The sequence below is a fragment of the Actinomadura kijaniata genome, from assembly GCF_014138665.1.
GTDB lineage: Bacteria > Actinomycetota > Actinomycetes > Streptosporangiales > Streptosporangiaceae > Spirillospora > Spirillospora kijaniata.
Genome location: NZ_JACJIA010000006.1, coordinates 35,943 through 52,878 on the forward strand (window position 1 = coordinate 35,943; position 16,936 = coordinate 52,878).

Here is a 16,936-nt window from a genome sequence, read left to right on the forward strand (position 1 = left end):
GGCGCCGAGGGTCTCGACGCCCACGGACCGGCCGGGCGTGATCTCAGGTGTCTCCAGGGCCGTTCCACTCCTGCCGGTACACGCGCGGGACCTCCGCGGCGTCCGGCATGACTTCGGCCTCGCGTCCGGCGGACGGCGTCATGAGATCTCTTTCATCTGGGGGCGCTGAGGGGAGGCCCACTGCTCGATGACGTCGCCCGCCCGGCCCGCCGGGTCCTCCCGGCGCAGGTCGGCGCCGACCGCCCGCGCGCGGGCCCGGTACGCCGGGTCCAGCACCCGGTCGAGGGCACGTCCCAGCCGCGCGGGCGTCAGGCTGCGGAACGGCAGGGCGGTTCCGACGCGCAGCTGTTCGGTCCGCCAGCCCCAGAACGGCTGGTCGGCGAAGAAGCTGGCCACCACCGACGGGAGACCGGCCCGCAGCGCCGCCGCCGTCGTTCCCGCGCCGCCGTGGTGCACCGCCGCCCGGCAGCGGGGCAGGACCCGGTCGTGGTCGAACTCCGACCGGGCGAGGAACAGGTGGTCGGGCAGGCCGTCGGCGTACCTGCCCAGCTCGCTCCAGCCGGCCCCGACCAGGCCGCGGATGCCGCGCCGCGCCGTGACCTCGATGAGCTCGCGCAGCGTGCGTTCGGGGTCCAGGACCGGCATGCTGCCGAACCCGAAGTAGACGGGCTCGGGCCCGGCGTCGAGCCACCGGTCGAGTTCGGCGGGGACGGTCCGTTCCCCGAGCCGGTCGCGCAGGTCGTCCGACAGGACCGGGAAACCGATCAGCTCGTGGCCGCCGGGCAGGTCGGTCGGCTCCGGCACGACCCGCGGGCTGTACAGGTGGAGGCCGGGCCGCTCCTCCTGCCGGGGCATCCTCGACACCCGTGGCGCGCCCATGAGGTCGCTCATCTCGTCGAGGTTCGCCTTGTTCCGCATCCAGTACAGCTGGTTCAGCATGCGGGAGCCGCCGCGGTTGGCCCACGCCATCCGGAAGTCCCGGACGCGGGGCATGATGCCGGAGAAGTCGCCGGTCGGCACGATGGGGAAGGAGTAGAGGATCCTGCTCGGCACGCCGGTCGCCTTCTCCAGGCAGAGGCCCCGCAGCGACATGGTCACCGTCGTGAGGATCACGTCGGCGCCCTCGGCGGCCCGCACGCAGGCGTTCACGATCTGCTGGTTGACGCGGTGTTCGTCCGCGACGATGCGCCTGATGGTCGTGTCCACCTTGCCGTGGGCGAGCATGCGCCGCGACTCGGCCGAGCTGAGGAAGCGCTTGAAGTCCACCCCGGTCGGCACGGCCCGCAGCCCGGCCCGCGTCACCCAGTCCGCGAGGTCGGAGTTCACGGCGACCGCCACCTCGTGGCCCCGCCGTGCCAGCTCGTCGCCGATCGCCACCATGGGCTGGACGTCGCCACGGGTACCGGACGCGAGCATCGCGATACGCATCGGTGCCACCTGTTCTGTCGAGGGAACACGGTGTGTACGACCGTAGGCGCGGAGCCTTCGCCGCACACCGCACCATCGGGCGCACATCCGACCGGCCGCGACGGGCGAACGGGAGCGCGTTCGTGGAGGTCAGGGCCGGGACGCCCCGCCTGCGAGCCGTGGCGCGGCGGGGCGGCCCGGACCGGCTCAGGCGAAGAACTCGGTGAGGGACCGGACGACGGCCTCGGGCTGCTCCTCGGGGAGGTAGTGGCCGCTGTCCTTGATCGCCTCCACCCGCACGTCGGTCCCCTTGCCCGGCAGCACGGAGGCCAGGAAGGAGTAGTTGCTGTGGTCGCCGCCCAGCGCCAGGACCGGCATGCTCAGCGGCCCGTGGTCCTTCCCGTCCTCGATGTCCTGCGTGAACGTCTGGTACCAGGCGTTGCCGGCCCGGACCGCGTCCGGCGAGGAGTAGGCCCGCGCGTACAGGTCGCGGTCGCGGTCGCCGATCGAACGGGGGTCCAGGAGCATGTAGTCGAACAGCGCGTCGATCCAGTCCCGCTCGCGGCCGGCCAGGAGCTTCTCCGGCAGGCCGCGGACCTGGTTGAAGGCGAACCACCACAGGTAGGTGCGGGACCCGGCGGTGAGGTCACCGTCGACATGCTGGTCGGGCCGCGGGAGCAGCGTGAGCCCGGTGAGGGTCTCGTCGGGGTGGTGCACGTCCAGCAGCGCGAGCTTCTGCACGGTCTCCGGGTGGTTGGCCGCCATGGACTGGGCGACCATGGCGCCGATGTCGTGCCCGGCGACGTGCACCCGGTCGTGGCCGAGGTGGCGCACCAGCTCGTGGATGTCCCGGGCCATCGTCTTCTTGACGTATCCGGTTGCGGGCTTCTCCGAGCCGCCCATGCCGCGAAGGTCGACCGCGATCACCCGGTGGTCGCGCGCCAGCGCGGGCATGATCTTGTTGAACTGCCACCAGGTCTGCGGCCAGCCGCCCAGCAGCACCAGCGGGTCGCCCTGCCCGCCCTCCACGTAGTGCAGGCGGATCCCGTTGACCTCCGCCAGGTGGCTGGTGAAGCCGCCCTCCAGGGACTCGGCGAGCGCCGCATTGGTTGCTGCGTCCATGCTGGATCACTCCAAATGTTCTGAGTTCAGATCATCTGACGTGAGGAGGTTAGGGGAAGCTTGTTCTGACGTCAAACCATCTGAGTTGAGAACATATGAACGGGTCGGTCCGCCTGGGGCTGGCGGGGCGACTGGTTCTGTGATGAGACTGGGCGTGTGATGCCTGAGGTGAACCTGATACCCGCTCCGCGCCGGATCGAGCGGAACGGAGGTTCGGGACCGTTCGGCGGGGACGTGCGCACCGGCGTCGACCCGGCGGTCGGACCGGAGGCGTACCGGCTGGTCGTGTCGTCCGGCGGCGCCGAGATCGTGGGCGGTGACGACGCCGGTGTCTTCTGGGGCCGCCAGACCTTGCGGCAGCTTACGGGCCCGGACGCTTTCCGCCGTGCCCCCATCGAACGGGGGCCGGTCACGGTGCCCTACGTGACCATCGAGGACAGGCCGCGTTTCGCCTGGCGGGGCTTCATGCTCGACGTCGCCCGGCACTTCCTGCCCAAGGACGACGTGCTGCGCTACGTCGACCTGCTGGCCGCCCACAAGCTGAACGTGCTGCACCTGCATCTCACCGACGACCAGGGGTGGCGGATCGAGATCCGGCGGTATCCCCGGCTGACCGAGATCGGCGCCTGGCGGAAGCGGACCCGCATGGGCTGGGGCGAGCCGGTCCTGTGGGACGAGAGACCTCACGGCGGCTTCTACACCCAGGACGACCTGCGCGAGATCGTCGCGTACGCGGCGGAGCGGCACGTCACGGTCGTCCCCGAGATCGACCTGCCGGGCCACTCGCAGGCGGCCATCGCCGCCTACCCCGAGCTGGGGAACACCGACGTCGTCGACACCGCCGCGCTGGAGGTGATGACCGACTGGGGCATCAACCGCAACGTGCTGGCTCCCACCGACGCGGTGCTGCGTTTCTACGAGGGCGTCCTGGAGGAGGTACTGGCGATCTTCCCCGGCCAGTTCGTCCACATCGGCGGTGACGAGTGCTCCAAGGAGCAGTGGCGCGGGTCGCCCACGGCCCAGGCGCGCATCCGCGAACTGGGGCTTCGGGACGAGGACGGGCTCCAGGCCTGGATGATCCGTCACTTCGACCGCTGGCTCGCCGCGCGCGGACGGCGCCTCATCGGCTGGGACGAGATCCTGGAGGGCGGCCTGGCGGAGGGGGCCGCCGTCATGTGCTGGCGGTGGTACAGGGGCGGGATCGCCGCCGCGGAGGCCGGCCACAGCGTGGTGATGTGCCCCCAACAGGAGGTCTACCTCGACCATGTCCAGGCGCACGGTCCCGAGGAGCCGGTGCCGTTCGGGTGGGTGCACACCCTTGAGGACGTCTACCGGTTCGAACCCGTACCGCCCCGGCTGGCCGGGACGCCCCACGCGGCCAACATCATCGGCGCGCAGGCCAACCTGTGGACCGAGGTCGTCGAGAACCGCAGCCGGGTGGACTACCAGGCGTTCCCCCGGCTCGTCGCGTTCGCCGAAGCGGTCTGGTCGGAACTGCCGGACCCGGACGAGCGCGATTTCGATGACTTCGAGCGCCGGATGAACACGGCGCACTACGCCCGCCTGGACGCGCTGGGCGTCGGCTACCGCCCGCCCGGCGGGCCGCGCCCATGGCAGCAACGCCCCGGCGTCCCCGGACGGATGCACGGCAAGCCTCGGCGAACCTGGCGGATGGCGGACTGACCGCTCGCCGCGACCCGGACGCGCGCCCGCCGCCCGTTCAGGACCCGCTGTGCTGGTGCTGCTCGGGCAGGCGACCGGCCGGATGCGCCCACAACAGCACGTTGTCCGGCCGCGCGTCCTTCGCCGCCTCCCGCTCCCGCCGGAAGAACGCGAGGACTTCCCGGTCCGAGTAGCGCAGGCTGAAGTGGGTCAGGACGAACAGGGTCTCCGGGTGCGCCTCGACCACGGGCTTGAGATGGCTCCACACCGTGTGCCCGACCCGGTTCGCGCGGTCCTCCTCGGCGTCGTCGAGGAAGGTGCACTCCGTGATGATGACCGGGTACTCGAAAAGCCACGGGTTCCGGTCGAAGACGTTCGCGTGCGTGTCGCCGAGAAAGGCGAACAGCGGCCGGTCGACCTCGGCGTCGACCTCGATTCCCTCCTTGCGCCGCCGGGCCATGAGCCGGCCGAATTCCCCGCCGCGTCCCTCTCGCGCCATGGACCGCCGCAGTTCCTCGAACTCCGGCCGCAGCGCCTTGCGCCGTTCCGAGAAGGCATATCCCACGCAGGGGACCTTGTGCTCGCACTCCACCACCCGCACGCGGTGTCCGCGGCGCCCGAAGACGAACTCGTCGTCCTGGCGCACGCCGTGCAGGCGGTGGCCCCCCGCCAGGGCCGGGTCGAACCCCGCCCCGTGGTTCAACTCGGCGGACGCCCGCAGGTAGGACTCCACGTACGGCACGGCCTGGACGGGCAGGTAGATGTCCGTGCCGGAGGCCCTGGAAGCGAGGTAGTCGAGATCCTTGGAGTGATCGTGGTGGGTGTGGGTCAGGAAGACCGTGTCCACCTGCCGCCCCTCGCAGAGCCCCGCGTCGAGGCTGCATCGCAGCTCGGGGATGTGGAAGAAGGTCTTGTCGTTCGCGCGGGAGTAGCCGGTGAGGGTCAACTCGGTGCCGGGAATCCGCCATGTCTTCCACTGCCGGAAAGGATGCCCCCGCTCCAGCAGTTCGGGATGGTCGGATCGCTGCTCTGGAACCCGCATCGTCGGGGGCACCTTTCCCTGAACGGCCGTGGACGGCGTTTCCCCGCCGCGATGATCAAACGTCCGCGATCGTAGCGGCCGGCCCGCCGCGCGCACATTGATTTTCCGGGTGGGCGGGACCCGCGGCTCTCGCGCACGGTCACGCGACCCATGACGGAACGATCTGGCCCAGGTGGGCCGGGGCGGTCAGCACGCGGATCGTGGTGACGACACCGTCCGCGACCGTGAAGGCCATGACCGTGACCGGCCGTCCGCCGACGGTGATGAGGACGCCCGGAACACCGTCCACGAGCGCCGGGTGCGCCAGCGCGTCCAGCCGCGCGAACATCGTCGCCTGGGCCGCGACCTCGCGCGCGCCGCGGACGACGGCGACGTCCCTGAGGCCCTGCGCCCGCAGTTCGACCTCGGGCGCGAGCACGGTCAGGAGCTCGGTGATGTCGCCCCTGCCGGTCGCCGCGAAGAACGCGTCGATGACGCCCCGGGCCGCGGCGTCGGCGCCGGCCGTGGGCGCGTCCAGCCGCAGCCGCCCCCGGGCCCGGCTGGCGAGCATCTTGGTGGCCGCGGTGCTCCGGCCGAGGACGGCCGCGATCGTGCCGAACGGGACCGCGAAGACGTCGTGGAGCACGAACGCGACCCGTTCCGCCGGTGTGAGGGCGTCCATGACGACGTACAGCGCGAGGCCGACGGAGTCGGTGAGGACGGCCTCCTCCTCGGGATCGATCCGGGAACCCCCGACCGTCTCCGGCGGGAGCGCGCCGACGTTGAGTTCGAGCGGTCGCTCGCCTCGCACCCCGCGCCTGCGAAGCGCGTCCAGGCAGATCCGGCTGGTCACGGTGGTGAGCCAGCCTCGTAGCTCGTCGATGCCCTCACCGCCGGTCCGCGCCAGCCGCAGCCACGCCTCCTGCACGGCGTCGTCCGCGTCGGCGTGCGAGCCGAGCATGCGAAAGGCGATCGCGTGGAGGTAGGAACGCTGGGTCTCGAACTCCGCCGCGAGCTCGTCCTCTTGGGTCACGGTTCTCCTTGACGTCCTGGGTGCTTACCACCAGGACGCATCACACGCCGGCGAGGTAACACCTGGACCGGCGTCGCCTCCCGGCAGTCCGATCCCGGGACCGGGCAGGCCCGCTGAACGACGTCGTCATCTCGGTCCGGGTTCGCCGGTGGCGGTGCGATGGCGGGCGAGGATACGCGTGAGGTCGGTGACGGGTGAGGCCGCGAGCTTGTGGTTGGTGTCGTCGTAGCGGCGGGTCGTGCGCGGGTCGGCGTGACCGGCGAGGTCCTGGACCTTGGGCAGGGGGACATCGTTGCCCAGCAGGGTGGTGATGACGGTGCGGCGGCCGCTGTGCGGGGTGAGCCGGGCCGCGGCGGGCAACCCGGCGAGTTCGGCCTGGCGGCGCAGGATGTTGGTGACGTCGCGCTGGGTGAGGCGCTTTCCGCCGGGTTTGGCCGGGTCGTAGGGGTGGGGGGTGGTCACGAGCAGGGGCCCGGACGGGGGAGCGCCGTCGGGGGAGCGCCGGGCGCGGACGGCCAGGTAGGCGTCCAGGACCCGGCACAGCTCGCCGTCCAGGCGGACGTAGTCGCGGCCGTGGGGTCCCCTGCCCTTCAGCCCGTGCCACAGGATCCGGTAACCGGCCTCGCTGTCCAGGTCCGTCACGTCGGCGCCGGTGATCGCTGAGACGCGCAGCGCGGTGTAGAAGAGCAGCGCGACCACCGCCGCGTCACGCCAGGCGGCCTCGGTATCGCGTTCGACGGCGCGGGACTCGCAGGTGTCCAGCAGCAGAGCCGTCTCCGCCGGGCTGAGCGTGGGCGCCCTGCGGGCGGCCGCGGCGATCTCGGCGCTGGAGGGGCGTTCGACCAGCCGCATCGGATTGCGGTCGGTGACCTCGTTGGACTGCAGGTAGGTGTACCAGGACGACACGGCGGCGAGTCGCCGTGCCCGGGTCGAGGTGCTGGGGGGCCGGGTGCCTCCGGTTCGGGTGGACACCGTCATCGTCGCCGACCAGTCGTCGACGTCCGCACGCCGGGCGGCCAGCGGGTCCAGCCGGGTGCGGTCGCAGTAGCCGAGCCAACCGGCCAGGTCACCGTAGTAGGCGCGGCGGGTCGCCTCGCTTTTCAGGGTGCGCAGCCAGGCCGCGGTCAACGTCCGTATGCCGTAACGGTCGCCGGGGGCGTCGGCCGGAAGGGCGGGCAGCACCGCGACGGCCTGGACGAAGGGGTCCTCCTGCCGGTGCGGCTGGGCGGCCTCCCGCGCGAGCGGCACCGCGGCCGTGCCGACGATGACCCGGGCATCCCTGGTGGTCGGCCGGTCCGGATTCGTCATCGCGTCGACCTCCTGGAGGGTGAAAGCGGGTGCCGCGTGCGCGCCGTCTGCGACGCCCATTGTCCCGGCTCGGGTGCGGGCGTCGGCTCGTCGGCGGCGTTCTGGATCTTACTGAGGGTGGGCCGGATCCCAGGGGTGTCGCCGAGCGGCCGTGTCGCCCTGGAGCCGTCGTACGCGGCGTGCCGCCGCTTCGCGAAGGGGCTGTCCGTCCAGCGCGGACGATGAGGGGAAAGGGGAGTACCCGCTCCTTTCCACTCTCAACGTATAGCGCACCGGGGGGCTTGCGGCAAGACCCGGGTCGTGCCGCAGAATCGCTGGCCGAGGCCAGGGCCTGCGGTAACGGGGGAGTGAGATGCGGGTGTCGTTGTCGACGCGTGGATCGCACGAGGGCGAGGACGCCGCTCAGCGCGGTCGGCCGGGAGACCCCGCCCATGACCGCGTGAGCCATGCGAACCCACCTCGGACGCCTGCCGTGCGCAACGGTCGCGACCGATCCCAGAGCGGAGCCGATGACGTGCATCCTTCGACCACCAGCGTTTTCGATCTTCCCGATCACCTTTCCCCCAAGGCCGACCCGGCGTTGGTCGCCGACGACGAGCGGCACTTCGCGGCCGTCGCGCAGAGCCTCGAACGGTCGGTCGCCGACCTGTCCGACCGCCTCGACGCCGAGCGCAAGGCGCCCGGCGGCACGGGCCAGAAGGCGTTGGACCGGGACATGGAGATCCACCGGCTGACCTCCCGCCTGCGCACCCTGCGCCGCTTCGGCCTGGACCTGTGCCTCGGACGCATGGTCGGCGAAGACGACGCCGAGCCCGTGTACATCGGACGGCTCGGCCTCACCGACAGCACGGGGCGCCGGCTGCTGCTCGACTGGCGTTCGCCCGCGGCCGAGCCGTTCTTCGGGGCGACCCACGCCAACCCGATGGGGCTGGCGAGCCGCCGCAGGTACCGCTGGACCCGCGGCCGGATCAGCGACTACTGGGACGAGGTGTTCACCGCGGACGGGTTCGTCGGGCACGCCGCGCTCGACGACCAGTCCGCGTTCATCGCCAGCCTGGGCGGCAACCGGTCGGCCCGGATGCGCGACGTGCTCGGCACCATCCAGGCCGACCAGGACGCGATCATCCGTGCGGGCTCCCGCGGGGCCCTGGTCGTCGACGGCGGTCCGGGCACCGGCAAGACCGTCGTCGCCCTGCACCGCTCCGCCTACCTCCTCTACTCCGACCCCCGCCTCGGCCACCGGCGGGGCGGTGTGCTGTTCGTCGGCCCGCACCAGCCCTACCTGGCCTACGTCTCCGACGTCCTTCCGAGCCTCGGGGAGGAGGGCGTGCAGACCTGCACGCTGCGGGACCTCGTCGCCGAAGGGGCCGCGGCGCCGATCGAGGACGACCCGGACGTGGCGCTGCTGAAGTCGTCGGCGAAGCTGGTGAAGGCGATCGAGCCGGCCGTCAGGTTCTACGAGAACCCGCCCACCGAGGGGATGGTGGTCACGACCCACTGGTCCGACGTCTGGCTGAGCCCCGAGGACTGGGCCGAGGCGTTCGGGTCACCGGAACCCGGCACACCGCACAACGAGGCGCGCGACCGGATCTGGGAGGAACTGCTCACCATCCTGATGGACAAGCACGACGACGACGTCCCGGCCGACCTGCTCCGCAGGTCGCTGCTGCGGAACGGGGAGCTGCTCACGACCTTCAACCGCGCATGGCCGCTGATCGAGGCGGCCGACCTCGTCGGAGATCTGTGGTCGGTCCCCGCCTACCTGCGGATGTGCGCCCCCTGGCTCGGCCCGGACGAGATCCGGAAACTGCGGCGCACGGACGCCCAGGCGTGGACGGTGTCCGACCTGCCGCTCCTGGACGCGGCGCGGCAGCGGCTCGGCGACCCGGAGGCGTCCCGCCGCAGGCGCCGGCAGGAGGCCTCCATCGCCGCCGAACGCCGGCGCATGGGCGACGTCGTCGACAACCTCCTCGCGGCCGACGACGACGGTGAAGGCGTGGTGACGATGCTCCACGGACAGGACGTCCGGGACGCCCTGGTCGACGAGGCCGCGCCTCCCGGCGGCGAACCGGACCGGCTGGCCGGCCCGTTCGCGCACATCGTCGTGGACGAGGCGCAGGAGCTGACCGACGCCGAGTGGCAGATGCTGCTGCTCCGCTGCCCGTCCAGGAGCTTCACCATCGTCGGGGACCGCGCCCAGGCCAGGCGCGGGTTCACGGAGTCGTGGCGGGAACGGCTCGAACGGGTCGGCTTCGACCGGATCGACCTGGCCGCCCTGAGCGTCAACTACCGGACGCCGGAAGAGATCATGGCGGAAGCCGAGCCGGTCATCCGGGCCGCGCTCCCGGACGCCAACGTGCCGACCTCCATCCGCGGCACCGGCGTTCCCGTCACCCACGGATCCGTCGCGGAGCTGGACTCGGTCCTCGACACCTGGCTCGCCGCGAACACCGACGGGATCGCCTGCGTCATCGGTGAACCCGCGTTCCCGGCGACGCCCCGCGTCCGGTCACTGACCCCGGAGCTGGCGAAGGGACTCGAATTCGACCTGGTCGTCCTCATCGACCCCGAGGCGTTCGGCGAGGGCATCGAAGGAGCGGTCGACCGCTACGTCGCGATGACCCGGGCGACGCAGCGACTCGTCATCCTCACGAGCTCCTGACGATGGAACGCCCCGTCCTCCCCGAGAGGCCGTCCTCCATGGCCGGTGCTCGCGTTCTCCAGCTGATCCCAACGGTCCCTTCAGCGCGGCCTGCCGTGGTCGCTGTGGCGCTGGTCGGCCAGGGCGGTGATGCCTGCCGCGGCGGCGGTGGCGAGGTCGGCGAGCATCGCGTCGTCGACCGGAACGTTGTGGATGTACAGGGCGGTCGCGAGGGGGCCGAGCAGCAGCAGGTGGGCGGTCGCGGGGTCGACGGGTCCGGGCAGGTCACCGCGGGACACAGCCCGTTCGATGATTTCGGCGAAGCCGGTCTGCTCGGCGGCCAGGAAGGTGTCCTGGAACCGGGCGTCCAGTTCGGGGTTGCCGGCCAGCTCGCTGATCAGGGCCGGCACCAGATGCCGGGCGGCCGGGGCGGCCATGGGGACGTGGAACGTGCGGACCAGCGCCAGCAGATCTCCGTGCAAGGAGCCGGTGTCGGCCAACGGCGGCGGCCACTGCCCGTGCGCCGTGGCGGCGAACGCCATCTCGGCCTTGGAGGCGTAGCGGCGGTAGATCGCCGCCTTGCCCACCCCGGCGCGGGCCGCGACCTGGTCGACCGTCAGGGCCTGGTAGCCGACCTCCTCGACCAGCTCCCGGGTGGCCCGCAGGATTTTGTGATCCACGCGACCGTCCCGGGGGCGTCCACCCCGTTGCGTTCTCGCTTCCATGGCTGCATGATACGGAACAACAGTTCCGAAACGCTAGTTCCGTAACTGGAGGTTCCAGCTCGGGCGTGCGGCCGCTGAACGACACCCCCTTGGCGACGGCAAGGAGGTGACCACCGGCTTCCCCGCCCGGAACGGCGGCGGTCCCACCCGGCGACCGGCCGCATGGACGGCCGCGACGGAGCCGCACCGCGCGGCTTCGCGACGAGAGCGGAGAACTCAGATGATCAAGTGGTCCGGTTGGATCATCACGCTGTGCGGGATCGCGCACACGGTCGGCGCCCTGACGGTGGAGAAGGCCGCGCGCCACGCCGGGACGTGGTTCAGCGGGGGACTGTGGGAGGAGGAGCTCTCCGAGATGAGCCCGGCGGGCAGTGCCTACTTCCTGAGCCTGGACAGCTTCGGCGTGCCGCTCACCCTGGTCGGCCTGATCGTGCTGTGGCTGGAGCGCCGCGGCATCACGCCGCCGATGTTCATCGCGTGGATCCTGGCGGTCTGGACGCTGGTCGACGCGGTGGTCCTCCCGTTCACGCCCTGGCCGCTCTTCGTGATCGCGATCGTGCTGCTGGTGCTCGGAACCCGCCGTGCCAGAACCGCGTCATGAACGGCACCGCACGAGGCGGATAGGCGCACCGGCTGAGAGGGCGGCCTCTTCAATCCCTCTGTGACCGCGCGGGGGCTTGAAGACCGCCCCCGCGGCCCGGCGAGCCCCTGGCGAGGATTGCCATTTTCGTCATATAGAGCAATGTCCGGCATTTTGCATTTATGGGGTGTGCTGTGCCTTCGATCGCCGTCAAGCCTGGAGGGATCGGAAGGAGCCAGCCATGAGCACCACCTCCACTCCCCGCATCAGGGCCGCACGCGCCCGGCGCGTGGCTGTGGCGACCGCCGCGCTCGTCGCCGCGGCCGCGTTCGGCGCCGCCGCCCCGGCTCAGGCCCGAGTCGAGCAGGGACGTCTGTACGTGTGGGTCAGCGACGGATGGGGCGGCGGAACCGTCACCAGCAACCCGGCCGGGATCAACTGCCACCAGGAGGCGTGGGACCCGTACGCGGACTCATCCGGAAACACGCCACAGCAGACGTCGGCCGGCACGTGTGACGCGAACTTCCCAGTCGGAACAACCGTCACCCTGACCGCCACACCCGATCCGGGGTCCTACGTCAACGTCGGCCCGGACCCGAACCCTGTGACGATCAGGTCCGGCTACAACAGCTCCTACGTCGTGTTCTGCCCGAACGACGGCCTCTGCTCAAGCTGGTAGCCGGCCGAGACCAGCCATCCGGGTAGCGCGGGGGTCCATCAACTGCGCTGTTGCGCACGTTGCCGTCCTGCACGACGGCCACTTCCTTGGTGGCCGGCCCGGTGAAGAGCCATGCGCTTGGGTGCCGCCGGCGCGCCGCCGTACCGAGCGGGACCGGCGCATCCGGAGCGACGCTTGCGGCGTTCGGTGTGCCGGTCCCTCACCTCCTCAGCGGAACGGTCACGGCACTGAGGTCGTGACGTCCGCCGATCCGGGTCGCTTCCGGTCAGCCGAAGACGATCTTGTCGGCCTTCGCGAGCAGCTCGGCGAGGTCGTTCCGGTCGGCCTCGTCGAGGGCGGCGAAGGCGGGTGAGATGAGGGTGTCGGTGAGTTCCTCGGCCCGCTGGCGCCTGGCCCGGACCTCGGCGGTGACTTCGGGGTAGGGCCGGGCCCAGCCGAAGTACTCGGCGTTGGTCTCACCGGGTTGCATCAGCGGGTTGTCGGCGGTGGACAGCACCGACTCCAGCGGTGTCAGCCCGGTGGCCAGCACGGCCACGATGTGCAGGCCGCCGCGCAGCTCACGCAGGACGTGGACGAGATGGATCACCCGGCCCCGGGGGTCGGCGGGCCGCGGCATGGCCCGCCATCCGGCGAACAGCGGAGCGGCCACCGGGTCGGCGCTGTCGCAGACCGTCTCCAGCAGGCTGGCCAGCCGTTCGGCTTCCTTGTCCGGCAGGTCGGCCAGTTTGCGTCGGCCGAAGTCGGCGGCGACACGGGCGTAGCGGGTCGCCGTCTCGGCGGCGGGGAGCGACCGTGCCGCCTCCCACTGGTCGCGGACCACCTGGGGCGGGAAGAAGCCGACGGCAGCGGCCACCACGTCGGCGTCCACCTCGCCCAGCACGCCGCAGCGGCCCCGGAAGTACGGGCCCCAGCCGCTCAGCCCGGTCTCCTCCGAGAACGCCTTGGCCTCCCGAGAGATCATGAACCCGCCGCCGAGCTTGTAGATCGGCTCCTTGGTCGCCGCAGCGATCATCCCGCCTCCGTCCGTCGTCACCAGAACGCGACTCTAGTCGTCAGATCACCGTAGTGGGAGGAGCCGTCGAGGACGAGAGCGGCCTCGCCATGGAGCCGATCGGGAGCGTTCACGGGCGGGTTGGACTCTCCCATGGTGGGAGAGTCCACCATTGGGGCGACGCCTGGCAGTGGTGCGGGCGGTCCGCATCCTGCGGGGAACGGAGAGGGAGGCGGGGAGCGCGTAGGCCGGCTGCTCGCTGTGCTCGGCGAGGCGGGAACCGCAGGGGAGCCGCCGTCGCGAGCGCCGTCCCGGCTGGATCTGGAAGAACCGACGACCCGACTGACCCCGCTGAGGAGAGCATGACCACCGTGATAGACGTCGATGCCCGCGGTATGCGGCACTGCGAGACGACAGCGCTGGGAGTGTTGCTGCGACACCAGGGGCTCGACCTGTCCGAGCCCATGCTGTTCGGTCTCGGCTCCGGCCTGTCCTTCATCTACTGGGACAGCAAGAGCATGGACTTCCCCTTCCTCGGGGGACGGGTCAAGCCGTTCGAGCTCACCAGGAACCTGGCCACCGCGCTCAGGCTGGAACTCCTGGTCCAGGAGACCACCTCGCCCCACAAGGCATGGGAGAACGTGAGGGCCTCCCTCGACGCCGGCCGCCCCGTCGGACTGCAGCTCGACAGCTACCACCTGGACTACTTCTCCTCGAAGGTGCACTTCGGCGGCCATGTCGTCGCCATGTACGGCTATGACGACCACGACGCCTACCTGGTGGACACCGACCGGCAGGGCGGAGCGGTGTCCACCGGCTTGGCCGGCCTCGCCCGGGCAAGGGCCGCGCGCGGCCCGATGGCCGCCAGGCACCGGTCCTTCACCCTCACCGTTCCGAGGGACGTGCCGTCCCTCGGAGATCGGATCGTTCCCGCCATCACCGCCTGCGCCGACGCCTTCCTCAACCCGCCCATCGCCAACCTCGGCCACCGGGGCGTCGACAAGGCCGGCAAGCTGGTGCGCACATGGCTCCAGCGCACCGACGCTCCGGAGCGGGACCTGCCGCAGGCCGCCCTCCTGATGGAGAAGGCCGGGACCGGCGGCGCCCTGTTCCGGAACCTCTACCGAGACTTCCTCGACGAATGCACCCGGCTGCTCGACAGCAGGCATCTGCGCACCGGTCACGGGCTGTACGCCGAGGCGGCCCCCCTGTGGACGGAAGCCGCGGAACTGATCGCGAAAGCCGGTGAATCTGGCGACGAGCGGTGTCTCGCGCAGGCGGGCGCCCTCCTCCGCGATCTCTCACGTATGGAGCGCGAGGCCATGCAGGCGTTGAGCCGTCTGGGAAGTTGATCCCCGAGCGGCCCGGCGCGCTGTCGGCGGTCAGGAGGTCACGTCGGTCGGGTTGGTGGCGAGCACACAGGCGACGGGCGGGTCGAGGTCGAGGGTCGCGACCCGGGTGTGGGTGAAGCCGGCCCGGGTGAGCATGTCCTGGAGTTCCTGGGCGGCTCGGACCGTGGTGTCCCGGGTGGCGCCGGGACAGCGCGGCTGGCTGACGAGCGCGATGCGCCCCGCGGGGCGGAGCAGGCGGCGCAGCTCGCGAAGCCGCTCCACCGGGTCGGGCCAGAACCCCACCGAGTTGACGGCGAGGATGGCGTCGAGCGGATCGCCGAAGCTCGGCAACCGCTCCACGGAGGCGTGCGCGAGGTGCACGCGGCGGGCGCGGATGGCGGCGGCGTTGCGACGGGCGGCGTGCCGGACCATGGCTTGGGAGTGGTCGACGCCGAAGACCTGGCCCCGGGTGGCGCGGTCGGCGAACGCGGCGATGGCGACGCCCGGGCCGAAGCCGATCTCGAGTACCCGGTCGGTGGGCTGCACGTCCAGCAGCGACACCGCCCAGATGTTGCGCCGCCGGTTGGAGGGGCGAAGGGCGAACATCCAGCCTTCCGCCCATCCGACGACGCCCCGGGGGCGATGGGCCTGGCGCACCAGGTACCTGATCGCGTGTCGCTTGAGACCCTTACCGGCTGTCTGCATGATCGCCAGTCAACGGCTTCAAGTACGCTTGAAGTCAAATGAGCGAGCGGCTGACGATCGGCGAGCTGGCGAGCCGCACCGGCGTCGCCACCTCCGCGCTGCGCTACTGGGAGGAGTTCGGCCTGCTACCGGCGCCCGCCCGGGTCGCGGGGCAACGGCGGTATCCGCCATCGGCGGTCGGCCTGGTCGGTGTGGTCCTGGCGCTGCGAGACATCGGTTTCACGTTGCGGGAGATCAAAGCGTTCATCGCGTCCCGTTCACCGGCCGGCGACGACTGGCGGGAGCTGTACCAACGCAAGCTCACCGAGCTGGACCAGCGGATCGCCCACGCCCAGACGGCCCGCGCCGTCATCGCCCACGGCCTGGACTGCCGGCACGAGGACATCCTCGAGTGCCCCAGGTTCGCCGGCGGGGTCGCGGCGCTCCTGGCGGGGTCTTCGCTCGAAGAGGCTCACGAGGAAGCTCACTCGCACTGACCCCGCCGTCGAGACGGACGGCAGGCCCCCGCCGCCGATCGGCGTCATTCAGGCCGTGGCGTTCCGCTCTGTTCTGACCGCCGGGCTGTTCTTCGCGGCGTAGGCGGCGAGGGCGCCGAGGGTCAGGCAGAGCGGGGAGTAGAGGGCCAGGTCCCAGCGCGTGAAGGTGGTGGACTCCTCGGCGAACCCGGAGGAGATCAGGCCCGCGCCGCCGCGGAGCAGGAGCACTCCGGCGACGGTGGCCGCGCCCAGGCGTTCCACCAGGGCGGGCAGCAGGCGCGGCGCCAGGCCCGCCTGGGCGGCGACCAGGTAGGAGGCCGTTCCGAGGGCCACCGCCACCGAGGTCGTTGCGGCGGCGCCGGGGGCCTCGGATTCGGGCACGCCGGCGATCGTGCGGGTGAACTCGGCCGTGTCGGCGAACGGCCAGGGGGAGAAGACCCAGACGACGTGCATGGCCGCGGCGGCGCCGAGACCGAGCACGGCCGCGCCTCCGGCGATCTTCATGAGGGACATGGTCGTTCTCCGTTCGAAAGTCACTGTTGGTCGGTCACGGTCGAAACGGGCGGCAGCCCGAGCACTCCCCGCACCGCCCGGTCGATGAGCTCGATGTCGTGGGGGGCCTGTCCGGCCAGCTCGATCCCGACCGCCTCGACGATCGCGGTGTAGGCCGCTGCGGTCTGCTCGGGCGGCGGCCCCGGAGGGATCGTCCCGTCCGTCCTGCCCGCGGCGATGAGGCCGGCGCAGGTCGCGTCGAGCCGGTCGATGATCCCGGCGATCGCCCGCCCCACCGGATGGTCCTGCCCGGCGAACTCCACCCTCAAGGTCAGCAGGACCCGCGCCACGTCCCGGCGGCAGAAGACCGCATGTCCCCGGGCCAACGCCATCAGCGCGTCGACGGGGTCGGCTTCGCCGGCGACGAGGTGGCCCACCTCGGCCTCCCACGTTCGCCTCACCCATTCCACGACTGCCAGCGCGAGTTCCTCCTTGCTGGCGAACAGGTGGTACACGGCGCCGCGGGTGTATCCCGCCTCGCGCGCCACCCGCTCCAGCGCCAGGTTGGCGAACCCGTGGGTGGACAGCTGCCGGGCCGCGGCTTCCAGCAGTGCGCTCCTGGTCCGCGCACGCCGGTCGGCCTGCCTCCGCCGGGGCTTGGCTTCCGTCATCCCTTCTCACCTGCGGACATGGTTGTACGTCGCTTTCTTCGGGGGCTGCCTCCGACAAGGAGTCACGAGATCAACATACGTACATGTACGTA

The 16,936-nt window shown here is 71.4% G+C and carries 16 protein-coding genes; 6 read left to right on the forward strand and 10 right to left on the reverse strand.

Features of this window, described 5'->3' with window-relative positions:
• Nucleotides 1-138: 138 nt before the first annotated feature.
• Both HNR61_RS22895 and HNR61_RS22900 read right to left on the reverse strand, forming a co-directional pair.
• The gene (locus tag HNR61_RS22895; protein ID WP_182845256.1) at nt 139-1,428 is read right to left on the reverse strand and encodes a glycosyltransferase; all 1,290 of its coding nucleotides are present in this window, start codon (nt 1,426-1,428) and stop codon (nt 139-141) included.
• A 186-nt stretch (nt 1,429-1,614) separates the two neighbouring features.
• The gene (locus tag HNR61_RS22900; protein ID WP_182845257.1) at nt 1,615-2,529 is read right to left on the reverse strand and encodes an alpha/beta fold hydrolase; all 915 of its coding nucleotides are present in this window, start codon (nt 2,527-2,529) and stop codon (nt 1,615-1,617) included.
• 174 nt (nt 2,530-2,703) lie between these two features.
• Between HNR61_RS22900 and HNR61_RS22905 the strand changes: the two genes are divergently transcribed.
• Nucleotides 2,704-4,212, forward strand: coding sequence for a beta-N-acetylhexosaminidase (locus HNR61_RS22905; RefSeq protein ID WP_376770272.1), 1,509 nt, complete (start codon nt 2,704-2,706; stop codon nt 4,210-4,212).
• 37 nt (nt 4,213-4,249) lie between these two features.
• Here HNR61_RS22905 and HNR61_RS22910 read toward each other — a convergent pair whose 3' ends face one another.
• The 3 genes from HNR61_RS22910 to HNR61_RS22920 all read right to left on the reverse strand — a co-directional run bounded on the left by HNR61_RS22910 (nt 4,250) and on the right by HNR61_RS22920 (nt 7,553).
• Complete coding sequence (locus HNR61_RS22910) at nt 4,250-5,233, reverse strand: MBL fold metallo-hydrolase (RefSeq protein WP_182845259.1); 984 nt, start codon at nt 5,231-5,233, stop codon at nt 4,250-4,252.
• Nucleotides 5,234-5,372: 139 nt separating this feature from the next.
• Nucleotides 5,373-6,245: a sigma-70 family RNA polymerase sigma factor gene (locus tag HNR61_RS22915; protein WP_182845260.1), complete on the reverse strand. Its 873-nt coding sequence runs from the start codon at nt 6,243-6,245 to the stop codon at nt 5,373-5,375.
• A gap of 126 nt (nt 6,246-6,371) precedes the next feature.
• Nucleotides 6,372-7,553 carry a tyrosine-type recombinase/integrase gene (locus HNR61_RS22920; RefSeq protein WP_182845261.1) on the reverse strand — a complete coding sequence of 394 codons (1,182 nt, stop codon included), beginning with the start codon at nt 7,551-7,553 and terminating at the stop codon, nt 6,372-6,374.
• Between the two features lie 514 nt (nt 7,554-8,067).
• Between HNR61_RS22920 and helR the strand changes: the two genes are divergently transcribed.
• A complete protein-coding gene (helR, locus tag HNR61_RS22925; protein ID WP_182845262.1) occupies nt 8,068-10,215 on the forward strand; it encodes an RNA polymerase recycling motor ATPase HelR in 2,148 nt (715 codons plus the stop codon).
• An 80-nt stretch (nt 10,216-10,295) separates the two neighbouring features.
• On the opposite strand, the gene HNR61_RS22930 is transcribed toward helR, so the two are convergent.
• On the reverse strand, nt 10,296-10,874 hold the full coding sequence (locus HNR61_RS22930) for a TetR/AcrR family transcriptional regulator (RefSeq protein WP_182845263.1): 579 nt from the start codon (nt 10,872-10,874) through the stop codon (nt 10,296-10,298).
• A gap of 265 nt (nt 10,875-11,139) precedes the next feature.
• Between HNR61_RS22930 and HNR61_RS22935 the strand changes: the two genes are divergently transcribed.
• Nucleotides 11,140-11,520 carry a DUF6463 family protein gene (locus HNR61_RS22935; RefSeq protein ID WP_182845264.1) on the forward strand — a complete coding sequence of 127 codons (381 nt, stop codon included), beginning with the start codon at nt 11,140-11,142 and terminating at the stop codon, nt 11,518-11,520.
• Nucleotides 11,521-11,740: 220 nt separating this feature from the next.
• Nucleotides 11,741-12,178 carry a hypothetical protein gene (locus HNR61_RS22940; protein ID WP_182845265.1) on the forward strand — a complete coding sequence of 146 codons (438 nt, stop codon included), beginning with the start codon at nt 11,741-11,743 and terminating at the stop codon, nt 12,176-12,178.
• Between the two features lie 265 nt (nt 12,179-12,443).
• Here HNR61_RS22940 and HNR61_RS22945 read toward each other — a convergent pair whose 3' ends face one another.
• On the reverse strand, nt 12,444-13,190 hold the full coding sequence (locus HNR61_RS22945) for an SCO6745 family protein (protein ID WP_182845266.1): 747 nt from the start codon (nt 13,188-13,190) through the stop codon (nt 12,444-12,446).
• 341 nt (nt 13,191-13,531) lie between these two features.
• On the opposite strand from HNR61_RS22945, the gene HNR61_RS22950 reads away from it, so the two are divergent.
• The gene (locus HNR61_RS22950; RefSeq protein ID WP_182845267.1) at nt 13,532-14,521 is read left to right on the forward strand and encodes a BtrH N-terminal domain-containing protein; all 990 of its coding nucleotides are present in this window, start codon (nt 13,532-13,534) and stop codon (nt 14,519-14,521) included.
• A 30-nt stretch (nt 14,522-14,551) separates the two neighbouring features.
• On the opposite strand, the gene HNR61_RS22955 is transcribed toward HNR61_RS22950, so the two are convergent.
• Nucleotides 14,552-15,106: a class I SAM-dependent methyltransferase gene (locus HNR61_RS22955; protein ID WP_220509693.1), complete on the reverse strand. Its 555-nt coding sequence runs from the start codon at nt 15,104-15,106 to the stop codon at nt 14,552-14,554.
• 137 nt (nt 15,107-15,243) lie between these two features.
• Here HNR61_RS22955 and HNR61_RS22960 point away from each other — a divergent pair, with 137 nt between their 5' ends.
• On the forward strand, nt 15,244-15,681 hold the full coding sequence (locus HNR61_RS22960; RefSeq protein ID WP_182845269.1) for a MerR family transcriptional regulator: 438 nt from the start codon (nt 15,244-15,246) through the stop codon (nt 15,679-15,681).
• 48 nt (nt 15,682-15,729) lie between these two features.
• Here HNR61_RS22960 and HNR61_RS22965 read toward each other — a convergent pair whose 3' ends face one another.
• Both HNR61_RS22965 and HNR61_RS22970 read right to left on the reverse strand, forming a co-directional pair.
• On the reverse strand, nt 15,730-16,185 hold the full coding sequence (locus HNR61_RS22965; protein WP_182845270.1) for a DUF3995 domain-containing protein: 456 nt from the start codon (nt 16,183-16,185) through the stop codon (nt 15,730-15,732).
• 29 nt (nt 16,186-16,214) lie between these two features.
• Nucleotides 16,215-16,844, reverse strand: a complete 630-nt coding sequence (locus HNR61_RS22970) for a TetR/AcrR family transcriptional regulator (RefSeq protein ID WP_182845271.1) — start codon at nt 16,842-16,844, stop codon at nt 16,215-16,217.
• Nucleotides 16,845-16,936 lie beyond the last annotated feature (92 nt).

Coding starts and splice junctions, on each gene's coding strand:
- HNR61_RS22895 (WP_182845256.1), bottom strand. CDS start 1,428: ATGCGTATCGCGATGCTCGCGTCCGGTACCCGTGGCGACGTCCAGCCC.
- HNR61_RS22900 (WP_182845257.1), bottom strand. CDS start 2,529: ATGGACGCAGCAACCAATGCGGCGCTCGCCGAGTCCCTGGAGGGCGGC.
- HNR61_RS22910 (WP_182845259.1), bottom strand. CDS start 5,233: ATGCGGGTTCCAGAGCAGCGATCCGACCATCCCGAACTGCTGGAGCGG.
- HNR61_RS22920 (WP_182845261.1), bottom strand. CDS start 7,553: ATGACGAATCCGGACCGGCCGACCACCAGGGATGCCCGGGTCATCGTC.
- HNR61_RS22935 (WP_182845264.1), top strand. CDS start 11,140: ATGATCAAGTGGTCCGGTTGGATCATCACGCTGTGCGGGATCGCGCAC.
- HNR61_RS22940 (WP_182845265.1), top strand. CDS start 11,741: ATGAGCACCACCTCCACTCCCCGCATCAGGGCCGCACGCGCCCGGCGC.
- HNR61_RS22945 (WP_182845266.1), bottom strand. CDS start 13,190: ATGATCGCTGCGGCGACCAAGGAGCCGATCTACAAGCTCGGCGGCGGG.
- HNR61_RS22950 (WP_182845267.1), top strand. CDS start 13,532: ATGACCACCGTGATAGACGTCGATGCCCGCGGTATGCGGCACTGCGAG.
- HNR61_RS22955 (WP_220509693.1), bottom strand. CDS start 15,106: ATGTTCGCCCTTCGCCCCTCCAACCGGCGGCGCAACATCTGGGCGGTG.
- HNR61_RS22960 (WP_182845269.1), top strand. CDS start 15,244: ATGAGCGAGCGGCTGACGATCGGCGAGCTGGCGAGCCGCACCGGCGTC.
- HNR61_RS22965 (WP_182845270.1), bottom strand. CDS start 16,185: ATGAAGATCGCCGGAGGCGCGGCCGTGCTCGGTCTCGGCGCCGCCGCG.
- HNR61_RS22970 (WP_182845271.1), bottom strand. CDS start 16,844: ATGACGGAAGCCAAGCCCCGGCGGAGGCAGGCCGACCGGCGTGCGCGG.